This window comes from Gallibacterium melopsittaci (genome assembly GCF_042433085.1).
GTDB lineage: Bacteria > Pseudomonadota > Gammaproteobacteria > Enterobacterales > Pasteurellaceae > Gallibacterium > Gallibacterium melopsittaci.
Genome location: NZ_JBHLWA010000007.1, coordinates 32033 through 50144, shown reverse-complemented (window position 1 = coordinate 50144; position 18112 = coordinate 32033). Strand labels below are relative to the sequence as shown.

Annotated in this window: 15 protein-coding genes, 2 tRNA genes and 2 pseudogenes; 10 read left to right on the top strand and 9 right to left on the bottom strand. The window is 36.3% G+C overall.

What is annotated here, in order from left to right:
* A partial coding sequence (locus tag ACFFHT_RS01745) for a hypothetical protein (protein ID WP_382372878.1) occupies positions 1-497 on the top strand: 497 nt, incomplete at its 5' end.
* 186 nt (positions 498-683) lie between these two features.
* On the opposite strand, the gene hfq is transcribed toward ACFFHT_RS01745, so the two are convergent.
* The 6 genes and pseudogenes from hfq to tsaE form a co-directional block, all read right to left on the bottom strand.
* Positions 684-965: an RNA chaperone Hfq gene (gene hfq, locus ACFFHT_RS01740; protein WP_382372876.1), complete on the bottom strand. Its 282-nt coding sequence runs from the start codon at positions 963-965 to the stop codon at positions 684-686.
* Between the two features lie 167 nt (positions 966-1132).
* Entirely contained in the window at positions 1133-2071 is a 939-nt protein-coding gene (miaA, locus tag ACFFHT_RS01735) for a tRNA (adenosine(37)-N6)-dimethylallyltransferase MiaA (RefSeq protein WP_382372874.1), read from the bottom strand.
* 5 nt (positions 2072-2076) lie between these two features.
* Entirely contained in the window at positions 2077-3918 is a 1842-nt protein-coding gene (gene mutL, locus ACFFHT_RS01730; RefSeq protein ID WP_382372872.1) for a DNA mismatch repair endonuclease MutL, read from the bottom strand.
* An 8-nt stretch (positions 3919-3926) separates the two neighbouring features.
* Positions 3927-4802 (bottom strand): annotated as a pseudogene (locus ACFFHT_RS01725) (N-acetylmuramoyl-L-alanine amidase family protein); the annotation flags it as partial.
* Positions 4803-4970: 168 nt separating this feature from the next.
* Positions 4971-5318: pseudogene (locus tag ACFFHT_RS01720) on the bottom strand (AMIN domain-containing protein); the annotation flags it as partial.
* A gap of 59 nt (positions 5319-5377) precedes the next feature.
* Positions 5378-5863 (bottom strand): tRNA (adenosine(37)-N6)-threonylcarbamoyltransferase complex ATPase subunit type 1 TsaE, encoded by a 486-nt coding sequence (tsaE, locus tag ACFFHT_RS01715; protein WP_382372870.1) that lies wholly within the window; start codon positions 5861-5863, stop codon positions 5378-5380.
* A gap of 268 nt (positions 5864-6131) precedes the next feature.
* On the opposite strand from tsaE, the gene ACFFHT_RS01710 reads away from it, so the two are divergent.
* The 7 genes from ACFFHT_RS01710 to ACFFHT_RS01680 all read left to right on the top strand — a co-directional run bounded on the left by ACFFHT_RS01710 (position 6132) and on the right by ACFFHT_RS01680 (position 15579).
* Positions 6132-7049: a LysR substrate-binding domain-containing protein gene (locus ACFFHT_RS01710; RefSeq protein WP_382372868.1), complete on the top strand. Its 918-nt coding sequence runs from the start codon at positions 6132-6134 to the stop codon at positions 7047-7049.
* Between the two features lie 74 nt (positions 7050-7123).
* Positions 7124-8395 carry a 2-aminoadipate transaminase gene (locus ACFFHT_RS01705; RefSeq protein ID WP_382372866.1) on the top strand — a complete coding sequence of 424 codons (1272 nt, stop codon included), beginning with the start codon at positions 7124-7126 and terminating at the stop codon, positions 8393-8395.
* A 39-nt stretch (positions 8396-8434) separates the two neighbouring features.
* Complete coding sequence (gene hglS / locus ACFFHT_RS01700; RefSeq protein ID WP_382372864.1) at positions 8435-9829, top strand: 2-oxoadipate dioxygenase/decarboxylase HglS; 1395 nt, start codon at positions 8435-8437, stop codon at positions 9827-9829.
* A gap of 243 nt (positions 9830-10072) precedes the next feature.
* On the top strand, positions 10073-11566 hold the full coding sequence (gene amaB, locus ACFFHT_RS01695; RefSeq protein ID WP_382372862.1) for an L-piperidine-6-carboxylate dehydrogenase: 1494 nt from the start codon (positions 10073-10075) through the stop codon (positions 11564-11566).
* A gap of 137 nt (positions 11567-11703) precedes the next feature.
* Positions 11704-13188 carry a Na+/H+ antiporter NhaC gene (gene nhaC / locus ACFFHT_RS01690; RefSeq protein WP_382372860.1) on the top strand — a complete coding sequence of 495 codons (1485 nt, stop codon included), beginning with the start codon at positions 11704-11706 and terminating at the stop codon, positions 13186-13188.
* 36 nt (positions 13189-13224) lie between these two features.
* The gene (gene amaA / locus ACFFHT_RS01685) at positions 13225-14565 is read left to right on the top strand and encodes an L-pipecolate oxidase (protein WP_382372858.1); all 1341 of its coding nucleotides are present in this window, start codon (positions 13225-13227) and stop codon (positions 14563-14565) included.
* Positions 14566-14595: 30 nt separating this feature from the next.
* The gene (locus tag ACFFHT_RS01680; protein WP_382372856.1) at positions 14596-15579 is read left to right on the top strand and encodes an ornithine cyclodeaminase family protein; all 984 of its coding nucleotides are present in this window, start codon (positions 14596-14598) and stop codon (positions 15577-15579) included.
* 6 nt (positions 15580-15585) lie between these two features.
* Here the strand turns inward: ACFFHT_RS01680 and ACFFHT_RS01675 are convergent.
* The 3 genes from ACFFHT_RS01675 to orn form a co-directional block, all read right to left on the bottom strand.
* A tRNA-Gly gene (locus tag ACFFHT_RS01675) sits at positions 15586-15661 on the bottom strand.
* A 19-nt stretch (positions 15662-15680) separates the two neighbouring features.
* Positions 15681-15756 (bottom strand) — tRNA-Gly (locus ACFFHT_RS01670).
* Positions 15757-15822: 66 nt separating this feature from the next.
* Complete coding sequence (gene orn, locus ACFFHT_RS01665; protein ID WP_382372854.1) at positions 15823-16386, bottom strand: oligoribonuclease; 564 nt, start codon at positions 16384-16386, stop codon at positions 15823-15825.
* Positions 16387-16458: 72 nt separating this feature from the next.
* Between orn and rsgA the strand changes: the two genes are divergently transcribed.
* Both rsgA and ptsH read left to right on the top strand, forming a co-directional pair.
* On the top strand, positions 16459-17517 hold the full coding sequence (gene rsgA / locus ACFFHT_RS01660; protein WP_382372852.1) for a small ribosomal subunit biogenesis GTPase RsgA: 1059 nt from the start codon (positions 16459-16461) through the stop codon (positions 17515-17517).
* Positions 17518-17798: 281 nt separating this feature from the next.
* On the top strand, positions 17799-18056 hold the full coding sequence (gene ptsH, locus ACFFHT_RS01655) for a phosphocarrier protein Hpr (RefSeq protein ID WP_065235270.1): 258 nt from the start codon (positions 17799-17801) through the stop codon (positions 18054-18056).
* The last annotated feature ends 56 nt before the right edge of the window (positions 18057-18112 follow it).

Sequence of the window (18112 nt, the reverse complement as noted above, 5' to 3'; positions counted from 1 at the left end):
TGCTTATTAATTACGATCGAATTATCGCCGAAATCACTACGCCAATCCGTTGTGCCATCGCTGGCGATACAGTAAAGGTACTTATGCCAGTAGAAGAATGGCAAAAACAACGAGGGATTGAGAAGTTAAGACCAATTAAAGATGAGAAACAATATTATACTTTGTTTAAAGATGAATACCATCTAACCGAACTTGAAAAACAAATAGCTCCACAGGTTATGCAAATAAACAATCAGTTATATGAATTGGATCTAATAAATCCAGATACTAAAATTGCAAGATATAGTCGTGAGCGAAATTTTTTTAATATATTTATAACAGACTATTGGATTTACTATGATCTAGAGTTACAAAAAGCGATTTTAAGTTCTGAGGATGTTATGGGGAAATATTGGACTTTAATGGGGCCAGGTTCAAAACGTATTCACTGTAACGGACCTACAAGCTATATCAATTTATATAAATTAAGAGATTTATCTTATTTATATAATTTCTAACTGAGTGTAAGGGGAATACCAATGAGTGATATACAAAAACAAAAAGATAATGCCTTATTAAATGTAATATAAATAGTAAGCTACTTTTATCATATATGCTTATGAATAAATAGGCATATTAAAATTAGATTTCCTCCCTAATGTAGAAAGGAAATCATTTAACCAGAGTGATAAAGAATAAGTAATTTATTCTTCTTCAGAAACGATGTTAGTAACTTCTTCTTCCTGTGTAGCAGATCCATTAGATTGATGATTATGATGAGTAATTGCTCTTGCTGGAACTACTGTAGAAATTGCGTGTTTATACACCATTTGACTGACTGTATTTTTAAGAAGAATTACAAATTGATCAAAAGACTCAATTTGTCCTTGTAATTTAATACCATTTACTAGGTAGATTGAAACAGGAATACGTTCACGACGAAGTGCATTTAAATAAGGATCTTGTAATGATTGTCCTTTTGCCATTTTCTTTTCCTTTTTGGTTAAAATGCTAATAACTATGCAAAAAAAATCTTAGTTTTGGATGTTGTGCCACTAATTAAACTAAGAAGCTAGCTCGCTTGAAAGCCCGAGTGACAACAATATAGCAATAATATTTTGTTATGTCATCCCTGAAATGAAAAGATTCTTAATTAAGCTTTAGTTTCGGTTATTTTTTCAAGAATTGTTAGTTTAGCTTGTTCAATATTTAAGCTGTCTAACCAAGTAATCGGTGATTTCCAGCCTCTCAACCAGGTAATCTGCCGTTTGGCTAATTGTCTTGTAGCACAAATGCTACGATAAATCATTTCGTCATAATCATATTTATGTTGTAGAAATTCCCACATTTGTCGATAGCCAACACAGCGAATAGATGGCAGATCTAAATGTAGATCATTTCGCTGATATAATTTTTCAACTTCTTGTTGAAAACCTTGTTTGAGCATTAGTAAGAAACGTTCTTCAATACGTTGATGTAAGATAGCTCGCTCTTGGGGGGCAATGGCAAATTGTAATAGTTGATAAGGGAGAGGTTCTCCTTTTTGTTCAGTTAATTCAGATAATGATTTTCCTGTTAGATAATAGACTTCCAATGCTCGGTTGATTCTTTGGGGATCATTAGGATGAATACGAGCTGCTGACTTTGGATCAATTTGTGCCAATTCCTGATGTAATGCTTGCCAGCCTAATTGTTGAGCTTTGATTTCGATTTCGGTTCTAATTTTTGGATCTGCTTGAGGTAAAGGAGATAATCCTTCTAACAGAGCTTTGTAATATAGCATCGTTCCACCGACTAAAAGTGGAATTTTGCCTTGTGCACTAATTTCTTGCATTGCATTTAAGGCATCTAAACGAAAATCTGCAGCCGAATAACTTTCTGCTGGATCTTTAATATCAATTAATCGATGAGGCGTTTCAGCTAATTCTTCAGGCGTAGGTTTTGCGGTACCAATATCCATTCCTCGATAAATTAATGCGGAATCAACACTAATGATTTCACACGGGAGTTGTTTACTAAGTTGGATTGCCAGTCCAGTTTTACCAGAAGCTGTTGGCCCCATTAGAAAAATGGCTAATGGTTTTTTAGTCATAATCATCACTGTTCTGTTAAGTAAGGGGTTAAGTCTATTTCGAGGCAAGCCTCTAAAATAGTATTTTTTGTTGTTCTTTGTTCAATATCTTGTAACAAATTAATAGCATCAGCGAGGACAGTAATAGGCTCAACAATAATTTCATCACAAATTATTTGGATAAAATCTATGCTATTAGTGATAACCGTATTGAGCAATTTAATTGTTAATAATTGCAGATTTTGATGACGTAATAATGTTGCAATATGGGTAATAGTAATCCGTTCTGCATATTGTTGAATAGTAAAACCTGCCAATGAAAAATAATTTTTATATTGTTCATAATTAGCTAATTGTTGTTTATCCAACTGAAAACTAACGGGGATCAGTAGTGCTTGGCAAGATTTATTTGGATCTTGTAATTGTTGACAATAGGCAATCTTTTGTAGTTTTTTAGTCGCCAATAAATAGAGTTTGTCTTGTTGCTGCAAACATAATAAACCTTGTGGTAATAAGGATAAAACTTTTAATTGATGTTCGACAGTAGGTTGATAAGTGATGGATGAAGTGGAATGTGAACCATCATTCGATAAATTACTTGGTTGTGTATTATTTGCTTGCTCTGATGTTGCTTGATGAGCAGACTGCACAAAATGATTATATTGTTGATAAGTTTGTTTATTTGTTTTTGGTGAATGATGTTCTGCGGAATAGTTAAAAATATTTTTACCAGCAGCAGTACGATTTTGTGGCATAGCATTGAAAGTTTGCTGTAAAGGCTGACGCTGGTATTGTGCTTCTGGCTCAGCAATTTGTTCCGTTGTATTTTGCTCAATTTGTTCTTGATGACAATTATTTGTAAATAATTGGTCTGTTTGTGCCAGTGCGTTTGTTACCCCTTGTAGAATGAAATCATGTACAAGACGAGATTGATGAAAACGGACTTCATGTTTTGTAGGATGGACATTTACATCGACAGCAGTTGGATTAATATCTAAAAATAAAACAAATGCAGGATATTGATCCGTTGATAAATAAGGTGCATAGGCCTGACGTAAAGCGTGCAGCATTACTTTATCTTTCATCATTCGGCCATTAACGTAACTAAAGTTAAAATCATTTTGTGTACGATAAAATTGAGGTGCTGCAATCCAACCATGCAAGTGCATATCATCATATTGCCAATCAAGACGTAATGCGTGTTCGGTAAATTCATTTCCACAAATCGCAGCTAAACGTTTTAGCTGTGCATTAGTATCTAATGCTGGCTTATATTGGTGAATTAATTTTCCGTTATGCGTTAAAGTAAAGTAGGTGGTTGGTTTTGCTAATGCAATACGTTTGATCACTTCATCAATATGTGCAAATTCTGTTTTATCACTGCGTAAAAATTTACGTCGTGCTGGGGTGTTAAAAAATAAATTAGCCACTTCCACAGTAGTACCAACTGGATGAGAGGCAGGAATAATAGTGGCTTCCATCTCTTGTCCTTGTGCATATACCTGCCATGCTTCCGTTTGTTCTGCGGTACGAGAAGTTAGCGTTAGACGAGAAACGGAACTGATACTCGCCAATGCTTCGCCACGAAAACCAAGACTAAGGATGTTTTCTAGATCGTCTAATGTTGCAATTTTGCTGGTTGCATGCCGCATTAAAGAGAGTTTTAGTTCCTCTTTTGGAATACCAATACCATTATCACGAATACGAATTAAGCTACTACCACTTTGCTCAATATCAATTTGAATTTTATTTGCTCCTGCATCTAAGCTATTTTCGATTAATTCTTTAACAACTGATGCAGGTCGCTCGACAACCTCTCCAGCAGCAATTTGGTTAGCCAGTAATGGTGGTAGAATTTGAATTGGCATAATTATTTCTCTTTGAGACGTATTTTTTGTCCAACCAATAAATGATCTGGATTCAATTTTGGATTAAGTTTTAATAGTTGGTTAATCGAAATATTGTAAGTACGCGAAATTTGGTACAAGGTTTCATCTTTGCCTACTTGGTGTAGTTCAGGCATTGCCGCATCATGCTTTTTCTGTGCTGTTGATTTAGGTATTGGTACAATATTGACTAAGTTATTCTTACGGTAATCCACCAAACCATTATAGATAGCCTGTGCAATTTGGCGGCGATAAGTGAGAGTATTTAATTTCTGTTCTTCTACTTTATTACTAACAAAACCAGTTTCGACTAAAACAGATGGAATATCTGGTGCACGTAATACACCTAAACTTGCATGTTGAGGATCTTTTCTACTTAATTGAGCAATTCTGCCAAAACGACGTAAAATATTATCACCAAGTTCATAACCAACCCGTTGAGAATGTCCGAATTGTAAGTCTAGTACAGTTTGATCAAGATATTTTTCATTATGAGTCGATAGTACATTTCCTGCCCCACCAAGAAGTTCAGATTGTTTCTCGTGATCTTCTAACCATTTACCCATCTCATTATTCGCACGGCGATTTGATAATACCCAAACAGAAGCACCTTTTGGCGAAGTACTTGGTGCTGAATCTGCATGAATGGAGATTAAAAAATTCGCTTTATATTTCCGAGCAATATCGGAACGATTTGGTACCGAAATAAAGTAATCACCAGAACGAGTAAGTACAGCTTTAAAGTTTGGATCTCGATCTAGTAATGCTTTTAACTCTTTTGCAATGGACAAGGTAATATTTTTCTCTTTAACTTTTAAAATTTTACCAATAGCCCCAGGATCTTTTCCTCCATGACCAGGATCAATAGCGACAACATAAGGTGCTGTGCGTGTAGGTGTTTTTTTTACAACAGGTAAAACCGTTTCATTACTCTCATCTTGTTGTATTACTTGTTTAGTTTGTTGTACTTTGGTTGATGCTTTTTTCTCTATACTACCTTGAGGGTTAGGAATTTTGACTGATACCCCATTTTTATTATTAATAAAGACCGCGCGAACAGTTTGTTTTAAATAAAAAACAATACGTAGGTTATTAGGTCGGTTAGATTTATTTTGTTCTATTTTTTGTAAGTTACTATTATTTGTTTTAGGTAATAAACCTGAACTACTTTGGCTATTTACAAAATCAATGATTAATCTATTAGGTTTTTCTAAATAAAAATAGCTGTATTTACTTGGTAAACTAAAACGGAAATCTACTCTAGTTTCTTTGTCTGTATTACGAATATTGATTGATTTTAACGTACCAGCAAAACTGGATAAGCTAAACGTAAAACATAAAATGGCGATTAACCAATAACTAAATGTGGTAATTCTTCTCATCTTTTTATTTTATATCAATAGGTTATTTGAAATGATTTCGAAAAATAGTCAATTGGTAACTATTTTGCTTGATCTGCAATTAAAGCGCAAATAATTTGCTCTGCAGCAATAGAATTGGCCTGCAACTTGATTTCACGGGCATTGCCTTGATAATTAAGTGTAATCAATAAATCTGCCGCAGGGACTAAATCTCCTCCTTTTTCTGCCCACTCTAATAGGCATAATGTATTTGAGCGAAAATAATCACGAAAACCAAAAAATTCTAACTCTTCTGGATCACTTAATCGATATAGATCAAAGTGATAAATGCTTTTATTGGTTAAATGATACTCTTCAACCAGTGCATAAGTCGGGCTTTTCACATTACCTTGATATCCCATATTTTGAATAATTGCTCGTGTCAGTGTTGTTTTACCCGCACCAAGTTGGCCATTTAAATAAATGACGAAGTTTTCTGTTTGTTTTATAAGGTATGTGCTTAACTTTTGTCCAAAAGCAAGTGTTGCCGTCTCATTTTCAAGAAATGTACTAAATGTTGATGCCATAAAATTTCCTATGTTTGTTGAAAATGTTTAGCTCAAGACTGGTTTTAAAGGGCGGTTATAATAGCAAAAAATCGACAGTAAGTGTCAAATGGTTAAGAATCTTTGTGTATCAATTTAGTTTTCTTCGCAGGAATAAAAATAAAGGTAGAGGAAATTTGATATTTATTCATTTGGTAAAACTTTTATTAAGTAATCGATTGTAAATTAAGATCGACAAAAATAAACTGTAACTACTAAATTTAGGTGGGTCGTGATAGAGGTGATGATAATGCTCAATTTTCGTAAATATCCATCAACAACAGCTATGCAGTGTTTTGAAACTGCCGCTAGACATTTAAGTTTTACTAAAGCTGCTCAAGAATTACATATGACACAAAGTGCAGTCAGTAAGCAAGTTGCCCAATTAGAAGAGCTATTAAAACTCCAACTATTTCGCCGATCATCACAAAGTCTGTATTTAACTCCAGTAGGTAAAAAGTATTATTTGGAAGTTGAAAAGATTTTGAAACAGATTGAATTATCAACGATAGATGTTATGGCGCATGGTGCCGAAACGGAAACGTTACAAATTATTGCACACCCAACTTTTTGTGCGAGATGGTTAATTCCGGCTTTAAGGGGGTTTAGTAAAGCTCATCCTAATATCCATCTTGATGTTAAAGAATTAACGCAATCATTTTTTTCTGAAGATCATGTATTAGATATTGCGTTCTTGCATGGAGATGGAGTTTGGTCTGGTATGGAAGCAATAAAGTTATTTGAAGAAGAGATGATTGCCGTATGTCGTCCAGATTTTCTACCTCAACCTTTATCCAATTTATGCGAGATTAGTAATTATGTTTTATTGCAATCTAATTCACGTCCGAGTGATTGGTATTATTATTTTGAACGACAAGGAGTAAATTCAAATTGTTCATTTATCGGCCCAAGATTTGAAACTTTTTATGCCTGTATTACCGCAGCAGAATTGGGATGTGGCATCGCATTAGTGCCTAAAATTATGGTAAAAAATGAATTATTAACAGGCAAATTAGTAAAGGCTTGGGATTATGAAATGAAAAATATGGGAAATTATTATCTCGCTTATCCTTGTAATAAAGCCAGCACACCTAAGGTGAAGATTATGATTCAATGGATAGAAAATTACATAGAAAAAAGTAACAAAGAAAAAATGGAATACAGTTAAGACAATAATTCGTTTGCGTGATGATAAGGAGGATTCCTACAATGGCATGACCTATCACGCAAAGGATTATCGTTATGACTAATCAACAATATCATATTACAGATGCACTCACGACAGTACATCCAATCACTTTAGTTAATGGAAAAAATGCAGAAGTTTGGGATGACAAAGGAAACCGATATATTGATTTTATTGGTGGAATTGGCGTTTTAAATTTTGGTCATAGAAATCCAGAGATTACCGCAGCAATTCATGCCCAAGTCGATAAATTAATTCATTATGCCTATAACGCTGTTGGACATGAAAACTATCAAAAATTAATGTCAAAACTATGTGAACTTATACCTATTAATGCACCATTAGCAGGTATGTTTACGAATTGTGGGGCAGAAGCAACAGAAAATGCACTAAAAGTCGCTCGAATGAAAACAGGAAAAGTCGGGGTAATTGCATTTGATGGTGGCTTCCATGGACGTACTTTAGCAGCAGTTAATTTGAACGGTAAAGTTGCACCTTATAAAAAATCGTTAGGCCCATTATCTAGTTGTGTTTATCACATTCCTTACCCAAGTGTTAATAATGGTATTTCTGCAGATGTCGCAAAAGAAGCGTTGCAACGATTATTTGCTATCGAAACAGATATTGACAATATTGGTGCTGTCATTGTTGAGCCAGTTTTAGGTGAGGGGGGATTTATTCCTCTTGATCCTGAGTTTGCAAAATATCTTCGCCAATTTTGTGATGAACACGGTATTGTATTGATTTTAGATGAAATCCAAGCAGGCTTTGGGCGTACTGGTAAGCCGTTTGCCTTTATGCACTTAGGGATTGAACCTGATTTACTGTTATTAGCGAAAAGTATTGCAGGCGGTTTACCACTTGGAGCATTAATCGGACGTGCGGAGTTATTAAATGGTTTACCGAAAGGGTCTTTAGGTGGGACATATTCAGGTAATCCAGTTGCTTGTGCCGCAGCATTGGCTGTGATTGATATTATGCGTGGAGATAAAATTTGGCAACAAGCTAAACAATATGAAGAGATTCTGGTAAGCACCTATCAACGATGGAAAGCTGAAAATATCTCTCCTTGGCTTGGAGAAATGACAGGAATTGGTGCAATGCGCGGTATTATGCTTGAACATCCACAGTATGGTTATGGTACGAGTGTTATGCCTCAATTATTAAATGCCGCTCGTGAAGCAGGTTTATTATTAATGCCAAGTGGTAAATATCGTCATATTATTCGTTTATTACCACCATTAACCATTGAGCCAGACGTGTTAGTTGCAGGCTTAGCGATTTTTGAACAAGCACTAAAATCGTTACCACACGAATTACCTGCATAATTTATTAAGTCTATTTGAGTAAAGTAAAAGGAGAGAAATATGAGTAATTTTATTGCAGCGGCTGATATTAGATGTCTGTTTTCGAGTGCAATGTCTAAAATGTATCAACAAGAAGTGCCATTGTATAGTGAACTTATTCAACTTGTGAATGATGTTAATGCACATGTATTAGCAACAGATCAAGAGGTAAAAGATCAACTTACTGCAACGGGTGAATTAGCTCGTTTGGATATAGAACGACATGGTGCTATTCGTTTAGGTTTACCAGAAGAATTAGCAACGATGCGTCGTCTTTTCTCTGTTATGGGGATGTATCCAGTAGGCTATTATGATCTTGCTCCAGCTGGAGTTCCTGTACATTCTACTGCTTTTCGTGCGATAGATGCTGATTCACTTAATGTAAGTCCATTCCGAGTGTTTACCTCATTGTTACGCTTAGAATTAATTGATAATCCAGCCTTACGTGAGAAAGCAGAAGCTGCTTTACATCAACGTAATATTTTTACCCCACGTGTTATTGAATTGATTGAGCAATTTGAGAAAGAAGGGGGATTAACACAGAAAGATGCGGAAGAGTTTGTGAGTGAAGCGTTGGAAACATTCCGTTGGCACGATCATTCACCAGTCAGTAAAGAACTTTATGAGGATTTGCATCGTCAACATCGTTTAATTGCAGATGTTGTTGCTTTCCAAGGTCCTCATATTAATCACCTTACACCAAGAACATTAGATATTGACGAGGTACAGATTGGGATGAGTAAACGTGGCATTACGCCTAAAGCCGTAGTGGAAGGTCCACCACGTCGTAAATGCCCAATTTTTCTTCGTCAAACGAGTTTTAAAGCATTAGAAGAAGCGGTGAAATTTAAAGGTGCTAATGGTGAAGAGGCTGGTACACACACAGCACGTTTTGGTGAAATTGAACAACGTGGTGTGGCGTTAACACAGAAAGGACGAGAATTATATGACCGTATGTTGAATATTGCTCGTGAAAAAACAGGTGGTGCGCCAACAGAGGCCAATGCAGAACAATATATGCAGAATCTTGCAGAGAGTTTTATCGATTTCCCTGATGATTATCGTAGTTTGTATGATCAAGGATTGGCTTATTTTTACTATCAACCAAATTTAGAAATTGCAGCACAAAAACTGCCGCAAGTTGGTGAAGATGCTTCATTGGATAGATTACTTGATGAGGGTATAGTGAAGTTAGAGCCGATTGTATATGAAGATTTCCTCCCAGTTAGTGCAGCAGGAATATTCCAATCCAATTTAGGTGAAGGTGGGCAAGGTCATTATGATAGTCAATCTAATCAAGCTATTTTTGAAGCCTCATTAGGTACAAAAGTATTGGAGATTAATCAGATTTATCAAAATATCCAAAATGAAAGTTTAGAACATTGTTTGGCTGAGTTACAAAAGCTGCGTAACTAAATACAGATCCCCTCCATAAATAAAATCAACGTACTGTACTAAGAGTGCGTTGATTTTTTTCTTATAAGTATCGTCACGACATCCATCATCGAATAAGCATATCCTTATCCTCTATTCCAAAAAGGAATGTTGTTAAGAATTATATTACTTTGGAAATTGTTAATGAATATAGTAATTTTTTATTGCTAATTTAACAATTACGCAACACATCAATAATAGATATTTTTTAATGAGGGTGAAGATATGATTAATTCATATATGCAAGCAATGGGTGTTGAACAAAGTCTATATCAAGGCGGCTCATATCAAGTGAGAAGTCCAATTACAGGTGAATCAATTGGGGCGATTAATCTCGAATCAGTTGATGTCGTTGAAGAAAAAGTACAACGTGCAGTAGAAGCATTTAAAGTATGGCGTCAAGTACCCGCACCACGTCGTGGAGAATTAGTTCGTATCTTAGGTGAAGTATTACGTGAACATAAAGAAGATCTCGGGGCATTAGTTTCTTGGGAAGCAGGGAAAATTAAACAAGAAGGGTTAGGCGAAGTACAGGAAATGATTGATATCTGTGACTTTGCCGTAGGATTATCTCGTCAATTATATGGTTTAACTATCGCATCAGAACGTCCAGGACACCATATGCGTGAAACTTGGCATCCTTTAGGGGTAGTAGGGATAATTTCTGCATTTAATTTCCCTGTGGCGGTTTGGTCATGGAATGCAGCGTTAGCCCTTATTTGTGGTGATCCAGTTATTTGGAAACCATCTGAAAAAACACCTTTAACAGCGATTGCTTGCCAAGCACTCTTTGAGAAAGCATTAGCAAGATTTGGCAATGACGCACCACCATATTTGTCACAGTTATTACTTGGTGAGCGTGATGTAGGTGATGCACTTGTTTCACATCCTGATGTTCCACTGATCAGTGCAACAGGAAGTACTCGTATGGGACGAGAAGTTGGCCCAAAAGTAGCGGCAAGATTTGGTAAATCAATTCTTGAATTGGGGGGTAACAATGCCATGATTCTAGCACCAAGTGCAGATTTAGATCTTGCAATTCGAGGTATTCTATTTGCTGCAGTAGGTACTGCAGGACAACGTTGTACTACATTACGTCGTTTAATTGTTCATTCCTCTATTAAAGAAGATGTGTTAGCACGTATTAAGAAAGCTTATGCGTCAGTGACAATTGGTCATCCATTAGAAGGTAATTTAGTCGGTCCATTAATTGATAAACAAAGTTTTGATGCAATGCGATCTGCATTGGAAAAAGCTGCCGCAGCGGGTGGAAAGATTACTGGTGGTGAACGTGTATTAGCGGATAAATATCCAAATGCCTACTATGTACAACCAGCCGTAGTTGAAATGCCATATCAACACGAATGTGTGAAACATGAAACCTTTGCGCCGATTCTTTACGTGATGGAATATGAGGATTTTGATCAAGCTATTGAGATTCAAAATAGCGTGCCTCAAGGTCTTTCTTCTTGTGTCTTTACTAATAATATGCGTGAGGCCGAACTTTTCTTAAGTCATCGTGGTAGTGACTGTGGTATTGCGAATGTCAATATCGGAACGAGTGGAGCAGAGATTGGTGGCGCATTTGGCGGTGAAAAAGAGACTGGTGGCGGACGTGAATCTGGTTCAGATGCATGGCGGAACTATATGCGCAGACAAACCAATACAATCAACTATTCAACTGAATTACCGTTAGCTCAAGGCATTAATTTCGGCTAATTCTTGATAACTGTGAGTTTTTTATTTCGTAGTACTTTAGATAGCTAACTTTTGAGGTTGGCTATCTATCAATAAATGCTTTTTTCTAAGGATTGAAAAAAGCCAAGATTAGCCTTCTGATATGAGGAGACAAGCCTATGACTAATGATAGAAAAGACAGAAAAGGAGTTTCTTATAGTGAAAGCAATAATGGGTTGCACACGCCTAATCCTGAGTTTACTCCACGTTCAAATTCAGTATTACTTGATTTAGCCCCGCTAATTTTAACAACCATTATTTTGATGGTTCAGTTCTTTTATTTTGATGATTTTACTCCTCATATTCCTCTAGCATGCGGAATTTTAATTACAGGATTGTTCCTTAAGTGCAGAGGGGCAAGATGGCAAGATATGGAAGAATATTTCTTACAAGTTATCCAAATCGGTATTCCAGCCGTAATGGTATTACTTGGAGTGGGAATGTTAATTGGTGGATGGATTATTGCAGGTACTGTACCAACTATTCTGTATTATGGATTTAGTCTCTTTACACCAAGTACATTTTTAGTGTCAGTATGTATCCTTTGTTCAATTTTATCTTTAGCCACAGGAACATCGTGGGGAACAGTAGGTACTGCAGGATTGGCATTGATGGGAATTGGAATGGGCTTAGGTATTCCTGCTTATTTAACTGGTGGCGCAATCGTTTCCGGTGCATTTTTTGGGGATAAAATGTCTCCTTTATCTGAAACAACGAATCTTACGCCAGCCGCCTGTGGTGTTGAACTTTGGGATCATATTAAAGGTATGATGCCAACAACAATTCCAGCCATGACAGTTTCATTAATTATTTATGCACTATTGGGTATGCAATACTCAGACCAAACAGTAGATTTAAGTACGATTGAATTAATTAAACAAAAATTAGCCGAGGATTACATTATTAGTCCAATCACCTTATTGCCTGCTGTAGTAGTTATTTTTGCGGCATTTAGAAAATACCCTGCAATGCCAACAATTTATGGCGGTGTTGTAGTTGCAAGTGTGATTGCTTTCGTAATGCAAGGTGTTGGATTACACGATATTTTTAATACATTACAAAATGGGGCTGTAAGTAATACTGGCCTTGAAGTTGTTGATAAGTTATTAACTAAAGGTGGTGCGATGTCAATGACATGGGTAACTATCTTAACATTCTTCGCATTAGCATTTGTTGGTTCATTAGAATATTACGGTACGTTGCGTACGATTATGGCTCGTCTAAATCGTTATATTAAAACACGTTTTGGATTAACGTTATCAACATACGGGAGTATCATTGGTGTAGGTGCATTGGTAGGTGATGTTTATACAACATTAGTTTTACCGGCACGTCTATTAAAAGATAAATATGAAGAGCTAGGTTATAAAAAGACGACATTAACACGTTCTATTGAGGACTGCGGTACATTGTTGTCACCATTAATTCCTTGGAATATGGGGGGGGGTAGCTTTGTAGCTGCAACATTAGGTGTAAGCACGTTGCTATATGCGCCTTTTGCATTTGCCTGCTGGTTGTCTCCTCTATTTGGGTTACTTTGGGCCTTTATGGGTAGATTTATGCCAAGAGAGCAATCTGCTCATACGAACAATAGTAACAAGTAACATAAATACAGCGTGATTTAATAAGGAGTTTTTATAATGAGTAACTGGCATTCAACAAATAATTTGCAACATGGTACGCAAAATAATCAGACATTTGAAACAGCATGTTTATGGCCAACGCTGGTAGATGATATTCCAAATTATCCGACACTTAATCAGGATTTAACTGTTGATGTTTGTGTGATTGGTGGTGGATTTACAGGCCTTTCTACGGCACTTCATTTGGCAGAATATGGACAGCGTGTCTGTATATTAGAAGCACACACTATTGGTGCAGGTGGTTCTGGGCGTAATGTGGGTTTGGTGAATGCTGGTACTTGGGCAAGACTTGATGATTTAAATCAGTATTTAGGTGAACAAGCAGGTGAAAAATTAACGACTGCTTTAGGTTTAGCACCGAAACTTGTATTTGATGTAATCGATAAGTATCAAATTAAAGCACAAGATACCCGTACGGGTAATTTGCATATGGCACATAATAAAACAGGTGAGCAGGATGTTGATATTCGCTATCAACAATTAAGCCGCCGAGGTGCAAATGTAGAAGTGTTAACTGGTGCTAAATGCCATGAATATTGTGGTACAACAAAAATCAATAAAGCGTTACTGGATAAGCGGGCAGGGACAGTTAATCCGTTTGCATATGTGACAGGATTAGGGATTGCAGCAAGTAATGCGGGCGTTAAAATTTTTGAAAATTCGCCAGTAGTTCAGATTTCACGTGAGGGTAGTGAGTGGTTGGTGCATAGCGGACAGCATACTGTCAAAGCGAATAAAGTCGTTATTGCTACAAATGCTTATACCGAAGGTGAATGGACAAATGTACATAAATCATTTTATTTTGTTGAGTATTATCAAATCGCGACTGAACCATTGAGTGGGGCTGTTGCAGATCGAATTTTGCCATATAGAAATGGATCTTGGGATACACGTTTAGCATTATCGAGTATTAGGCGGGATAAAGATGGACGCTTATTATTAGGTACAGTGGGAAGTTTAACAGGAAAACCTAAGTCATTCTTTTTAAATTGGGCTAAGCATGTACAAAAGCACTATTTTCCTGATTTACCAGAATTTGAATGGCAATATGAATGGTGTGGCAAATTTGGTTTTACACCAGATCATATTATGCGTATTTTTGAACCAGCACCTGGTATTGTGGCAGCGACAGGTTTTAATGGGCGAGGCATTACTACAGGAACTTTATTTGGTAAGGCTTTTGCAGAGTATTTACAGCACGATGATCAACAAGTACTTCCTTTACCATTTAAACAAGTTGAAGAATGCCAACTCTCTTTTTGTAAGTTACGTTCGTGGTCAACTGAAGCTGGTTTAACGTTATATCATGCAGGGCAATTCTTGAAAATTATTCCTTAACGATAATCCGTCAGCACTAAGGAAATAGCTATGCTATATCTAAAAAAAGCAGATTTACGACAATGTTTTTCTATGGCAGAAGCGATTGCGGCGACGAAAAGGGCATTATCAGCTTATTCTAAAGGATTGGCTGAAGTGCCTTTGCGAACGAACCTGAATATCACACAGTATGAAGGTCAGAGTTTATATATGCCTGCCTATGTGCGAGGTGCTAATAGTGCATTAGGTATTAAAATTGCTTCTGTGTATCCGAAAAATATTGAGAAAAAACTACCCAGTATTTTTGCACTAATGTTGGTTTTAGATCCAAAAACAGGGATTGTTTCTGCTTGTCTGGAAGGTACTTATTTTACGCAATTACGTACAGGTGCAGTTCAAGGTGTGGCAACAGATTTACTTGCTCGAAAAGATGCCAAAATTGGTGCATTGATTGGCACAGGTGGGCAAGCTGCTGGACAATTAGAAGCAATGATGGCAGTGCGTGAATTGAGAGAAGTGAGAGTTTTTTCTCGAGATTTTAAAAATGTTTTAGCTTTCTGCCATAAGATGCAGCCCTATTTTAACTGTGAATTAATTCCAGTTAAAACGAGTAAGGAGTGTGTAGCGGAAGCAGATATTATTACGACTGTTACAACAGCAACCACACCGACTTTCTCGGCAGAATGGATAAAACAAGGTGCACATATTAATGGAATAGGTTCTTATACCCCAGAAATGTGTGAAATACCGCAAGAATTAGTTCAACAAGCAGATGTCATTATGTTTGATACGATGGATGGTGTTTTGAATGAAGCTGGTGATTTTATTACACCATTGAAACAAGGTTTAGTGAGTTTGCAAGAGTATGACGGTGAGTTAGGACAATTAATTAATCGGCAGATTGGTGGGCGTAGTTCAAATAAACAAATTACACTTTTTAAGTCTGTAGGATCAGCTGTATTAGATGTAGTTTTGGCACAAGAAATTGTAAAAAAGGCCAAAGTAAAAGGATTTGGTTTAGAATTACTGGATTAAGATATTTGGAGCGGGAAACGAGGCTCGAACTCGCGACCCCGACCTTGGCAAGGTCGTGCTCTACCAACTGAGCTATTCCCGCAATGAGTAGAAAAAAGAATTGGAGCGGGAAACGAGGCTCGAACTCGCGACCCCAACCTTGGCAAGGTTGTGCTCTACCAACTGAGCTATTCCCGCTTAACGGTAGAGCATTATACGAAAAAAATAGACTAGTGCAACTCTTGGATGTTAAAAGTTGCTGTTTTATCCAGCATTCACTTCATCTAATCTAATAAAATGTTGGCGATAGTAAGCTAATTCGGCAATAGATTCACGAATATCATCTAAAGCAAGATGAGAATTTTTCTTTTGAAAGCCATTTAAAACGTCTGGTTTCCAACGTACTGCTAACTCTTTTAATGTACTCACATCAAGATAGCGATAATGAAAATAATCAGCTAATTCAGGCATATAGTTAAATAAAAAGCGTTTATCTTGTGCAATACTGTTGCCACAGATTGGTGATACACCTTTGGGAACCCATTTTTTTAGGAAATCTAGTGTTTGTAATTCGGCTGCTCGTTCAGTGAGCGTACTTTGACGAACACGTTCAATTAAACCATTTTGACTATGTGTTTTTTGGCACCATTCATTCATTCCAGCCAATACTGAGTCGTCTTGTTTGATTGCAAGTACAGGCCCCTCAGCTAAAATATTTAAATTTTTATCGGTGACAATGGTAGCGATTTCAATAATGCGATCTTTATTTGGATTAAGTCCTGTCATTTCTAAATCAATCCAAATGAGATTTTGTTTATCTAATTGCATAATATCAGGTATCCTATTTATTCATTTCGTCAATATTTTACGCCATTTTTTGATCAACAGTAAGGAGTGGATTTGAGTAAACGTAAGTTAACCCATAATCAGCAACGTCGAATAGCATCCAATCAATATAAAAGTCTGCATAAACACCAACAAAAATTGAAACAAGAACCGACTTGGCAAGAAGATATGCTTGGTGCGGCTCAAGAAGGGATTGTCGTCACCCGTTATTCACAGCATGTAGATGTAGAAACACCACAAGGTGAAAAATTTCGTTGTAATTTAAGGCGGACATTAAGCGATGTGGTGGTGGGAGATCGAGTGATCTGGCGACAAGGATTAGCAGAAATGCAAGGAATTAGTGGTGTGGTTGAAGCTAAACATCCTCGTACCAGTGAACTAAGTCGTCCTGATTATTATGATGGATTAAAAGTAATGGCGGCCAATATTGATCAAATTGTGATTGTTTCTGCAATAGCTCCAAAACTATCACTCAATATCATTGATCGTTACTTAGTGATTTGTGAGAAAGCAAAAATTAAACCAATTATTGTGATCAATAAGATTGATTTATTGAATGAGAATGAACGAGATGAGTTACAGGCAACTTTACATATCTATCAGCAAATTGGTTATCAAACTTTGATGTTATCAACATTAAGCGGCGAAGGGATGAATGAACTTAAGATATTGTTAGCACAAGGTAACTCTATTTTTGTTGGGCAATCGGGAGTAGGAAAGTCGAGCCTAGTCAATACCATTTTGCCTGAAGTAGATACGCCAATTGGTGAAATTAGCGAAACTTCTGGTCTTGGTCAGCATACCACAACAGCTTCAACGTTATATCATTTACCAAATGGGGGAAATTTAATTGATTCGCCAGGGATTCGTGAATTTGGTTTATGGCATCTGGAAAATGATGATATTACAAAAGGTTATAGAGAATTTTTGCCTTATTTAGGAACATGCAAATTTAAAGACTGTAAGCATTTAAATGATCCTGGTTGTTCAATTCGTGAGGCCGTTGAAGAAGGGAAAATTAGTCCAATTAGATTTGAAAATTATCATCGTTTGGTGACAAGTAAAAGTGAAACAAAATCGCAACGTCATTTTAGTAGTGTAAAAATGAAATAGAAGCGATATAAAAAGCATTGTTTGCTTAAAAAGTAGCCTGTTTTTTCTGAGTTAGATACAGAAAAATGATTATTTTTGTGCGGTAACGCAAATTTTTGAGGATTTCTGCTTGATTCTTGATGAAGAATGTCGATACTAGCGATGACATTTATTTTATTCGATAAAATAAATATTAAAAAATTGTTACTCTGCATTTAATGTTTTTGTTGTTTGAATGACAGAAAATTAAGTGCAGATTTTTTATGACTCTTAACTATCCATGAGATTTAAGGAGAGAAAAAATGTATTCTCAAGAAATTACCATCACAGCTCCAAATGGTTTACACACTCGTCCAGCTGCTCAATTTGTAAAAGAAGCAAAAGGCTTTTCATCTGATATTACTGTGACTTCTGGTGGAAAAAGTGCGAGTGCGAAAAGTTTGTTTAAATTACAAACTCTAGGCTTAACTCAAGGAACTACAATCACTATCTCTGCAGAAGGTGAAGATGAAAAAGCAGCAGTAGATCACCTTGTTGCATTAATCCCAACTTTAGAATAAGTCATTCATTTGAAGTCGACATCTGTGTTTATTTAGTGATTTTAGAAAAGGTTATA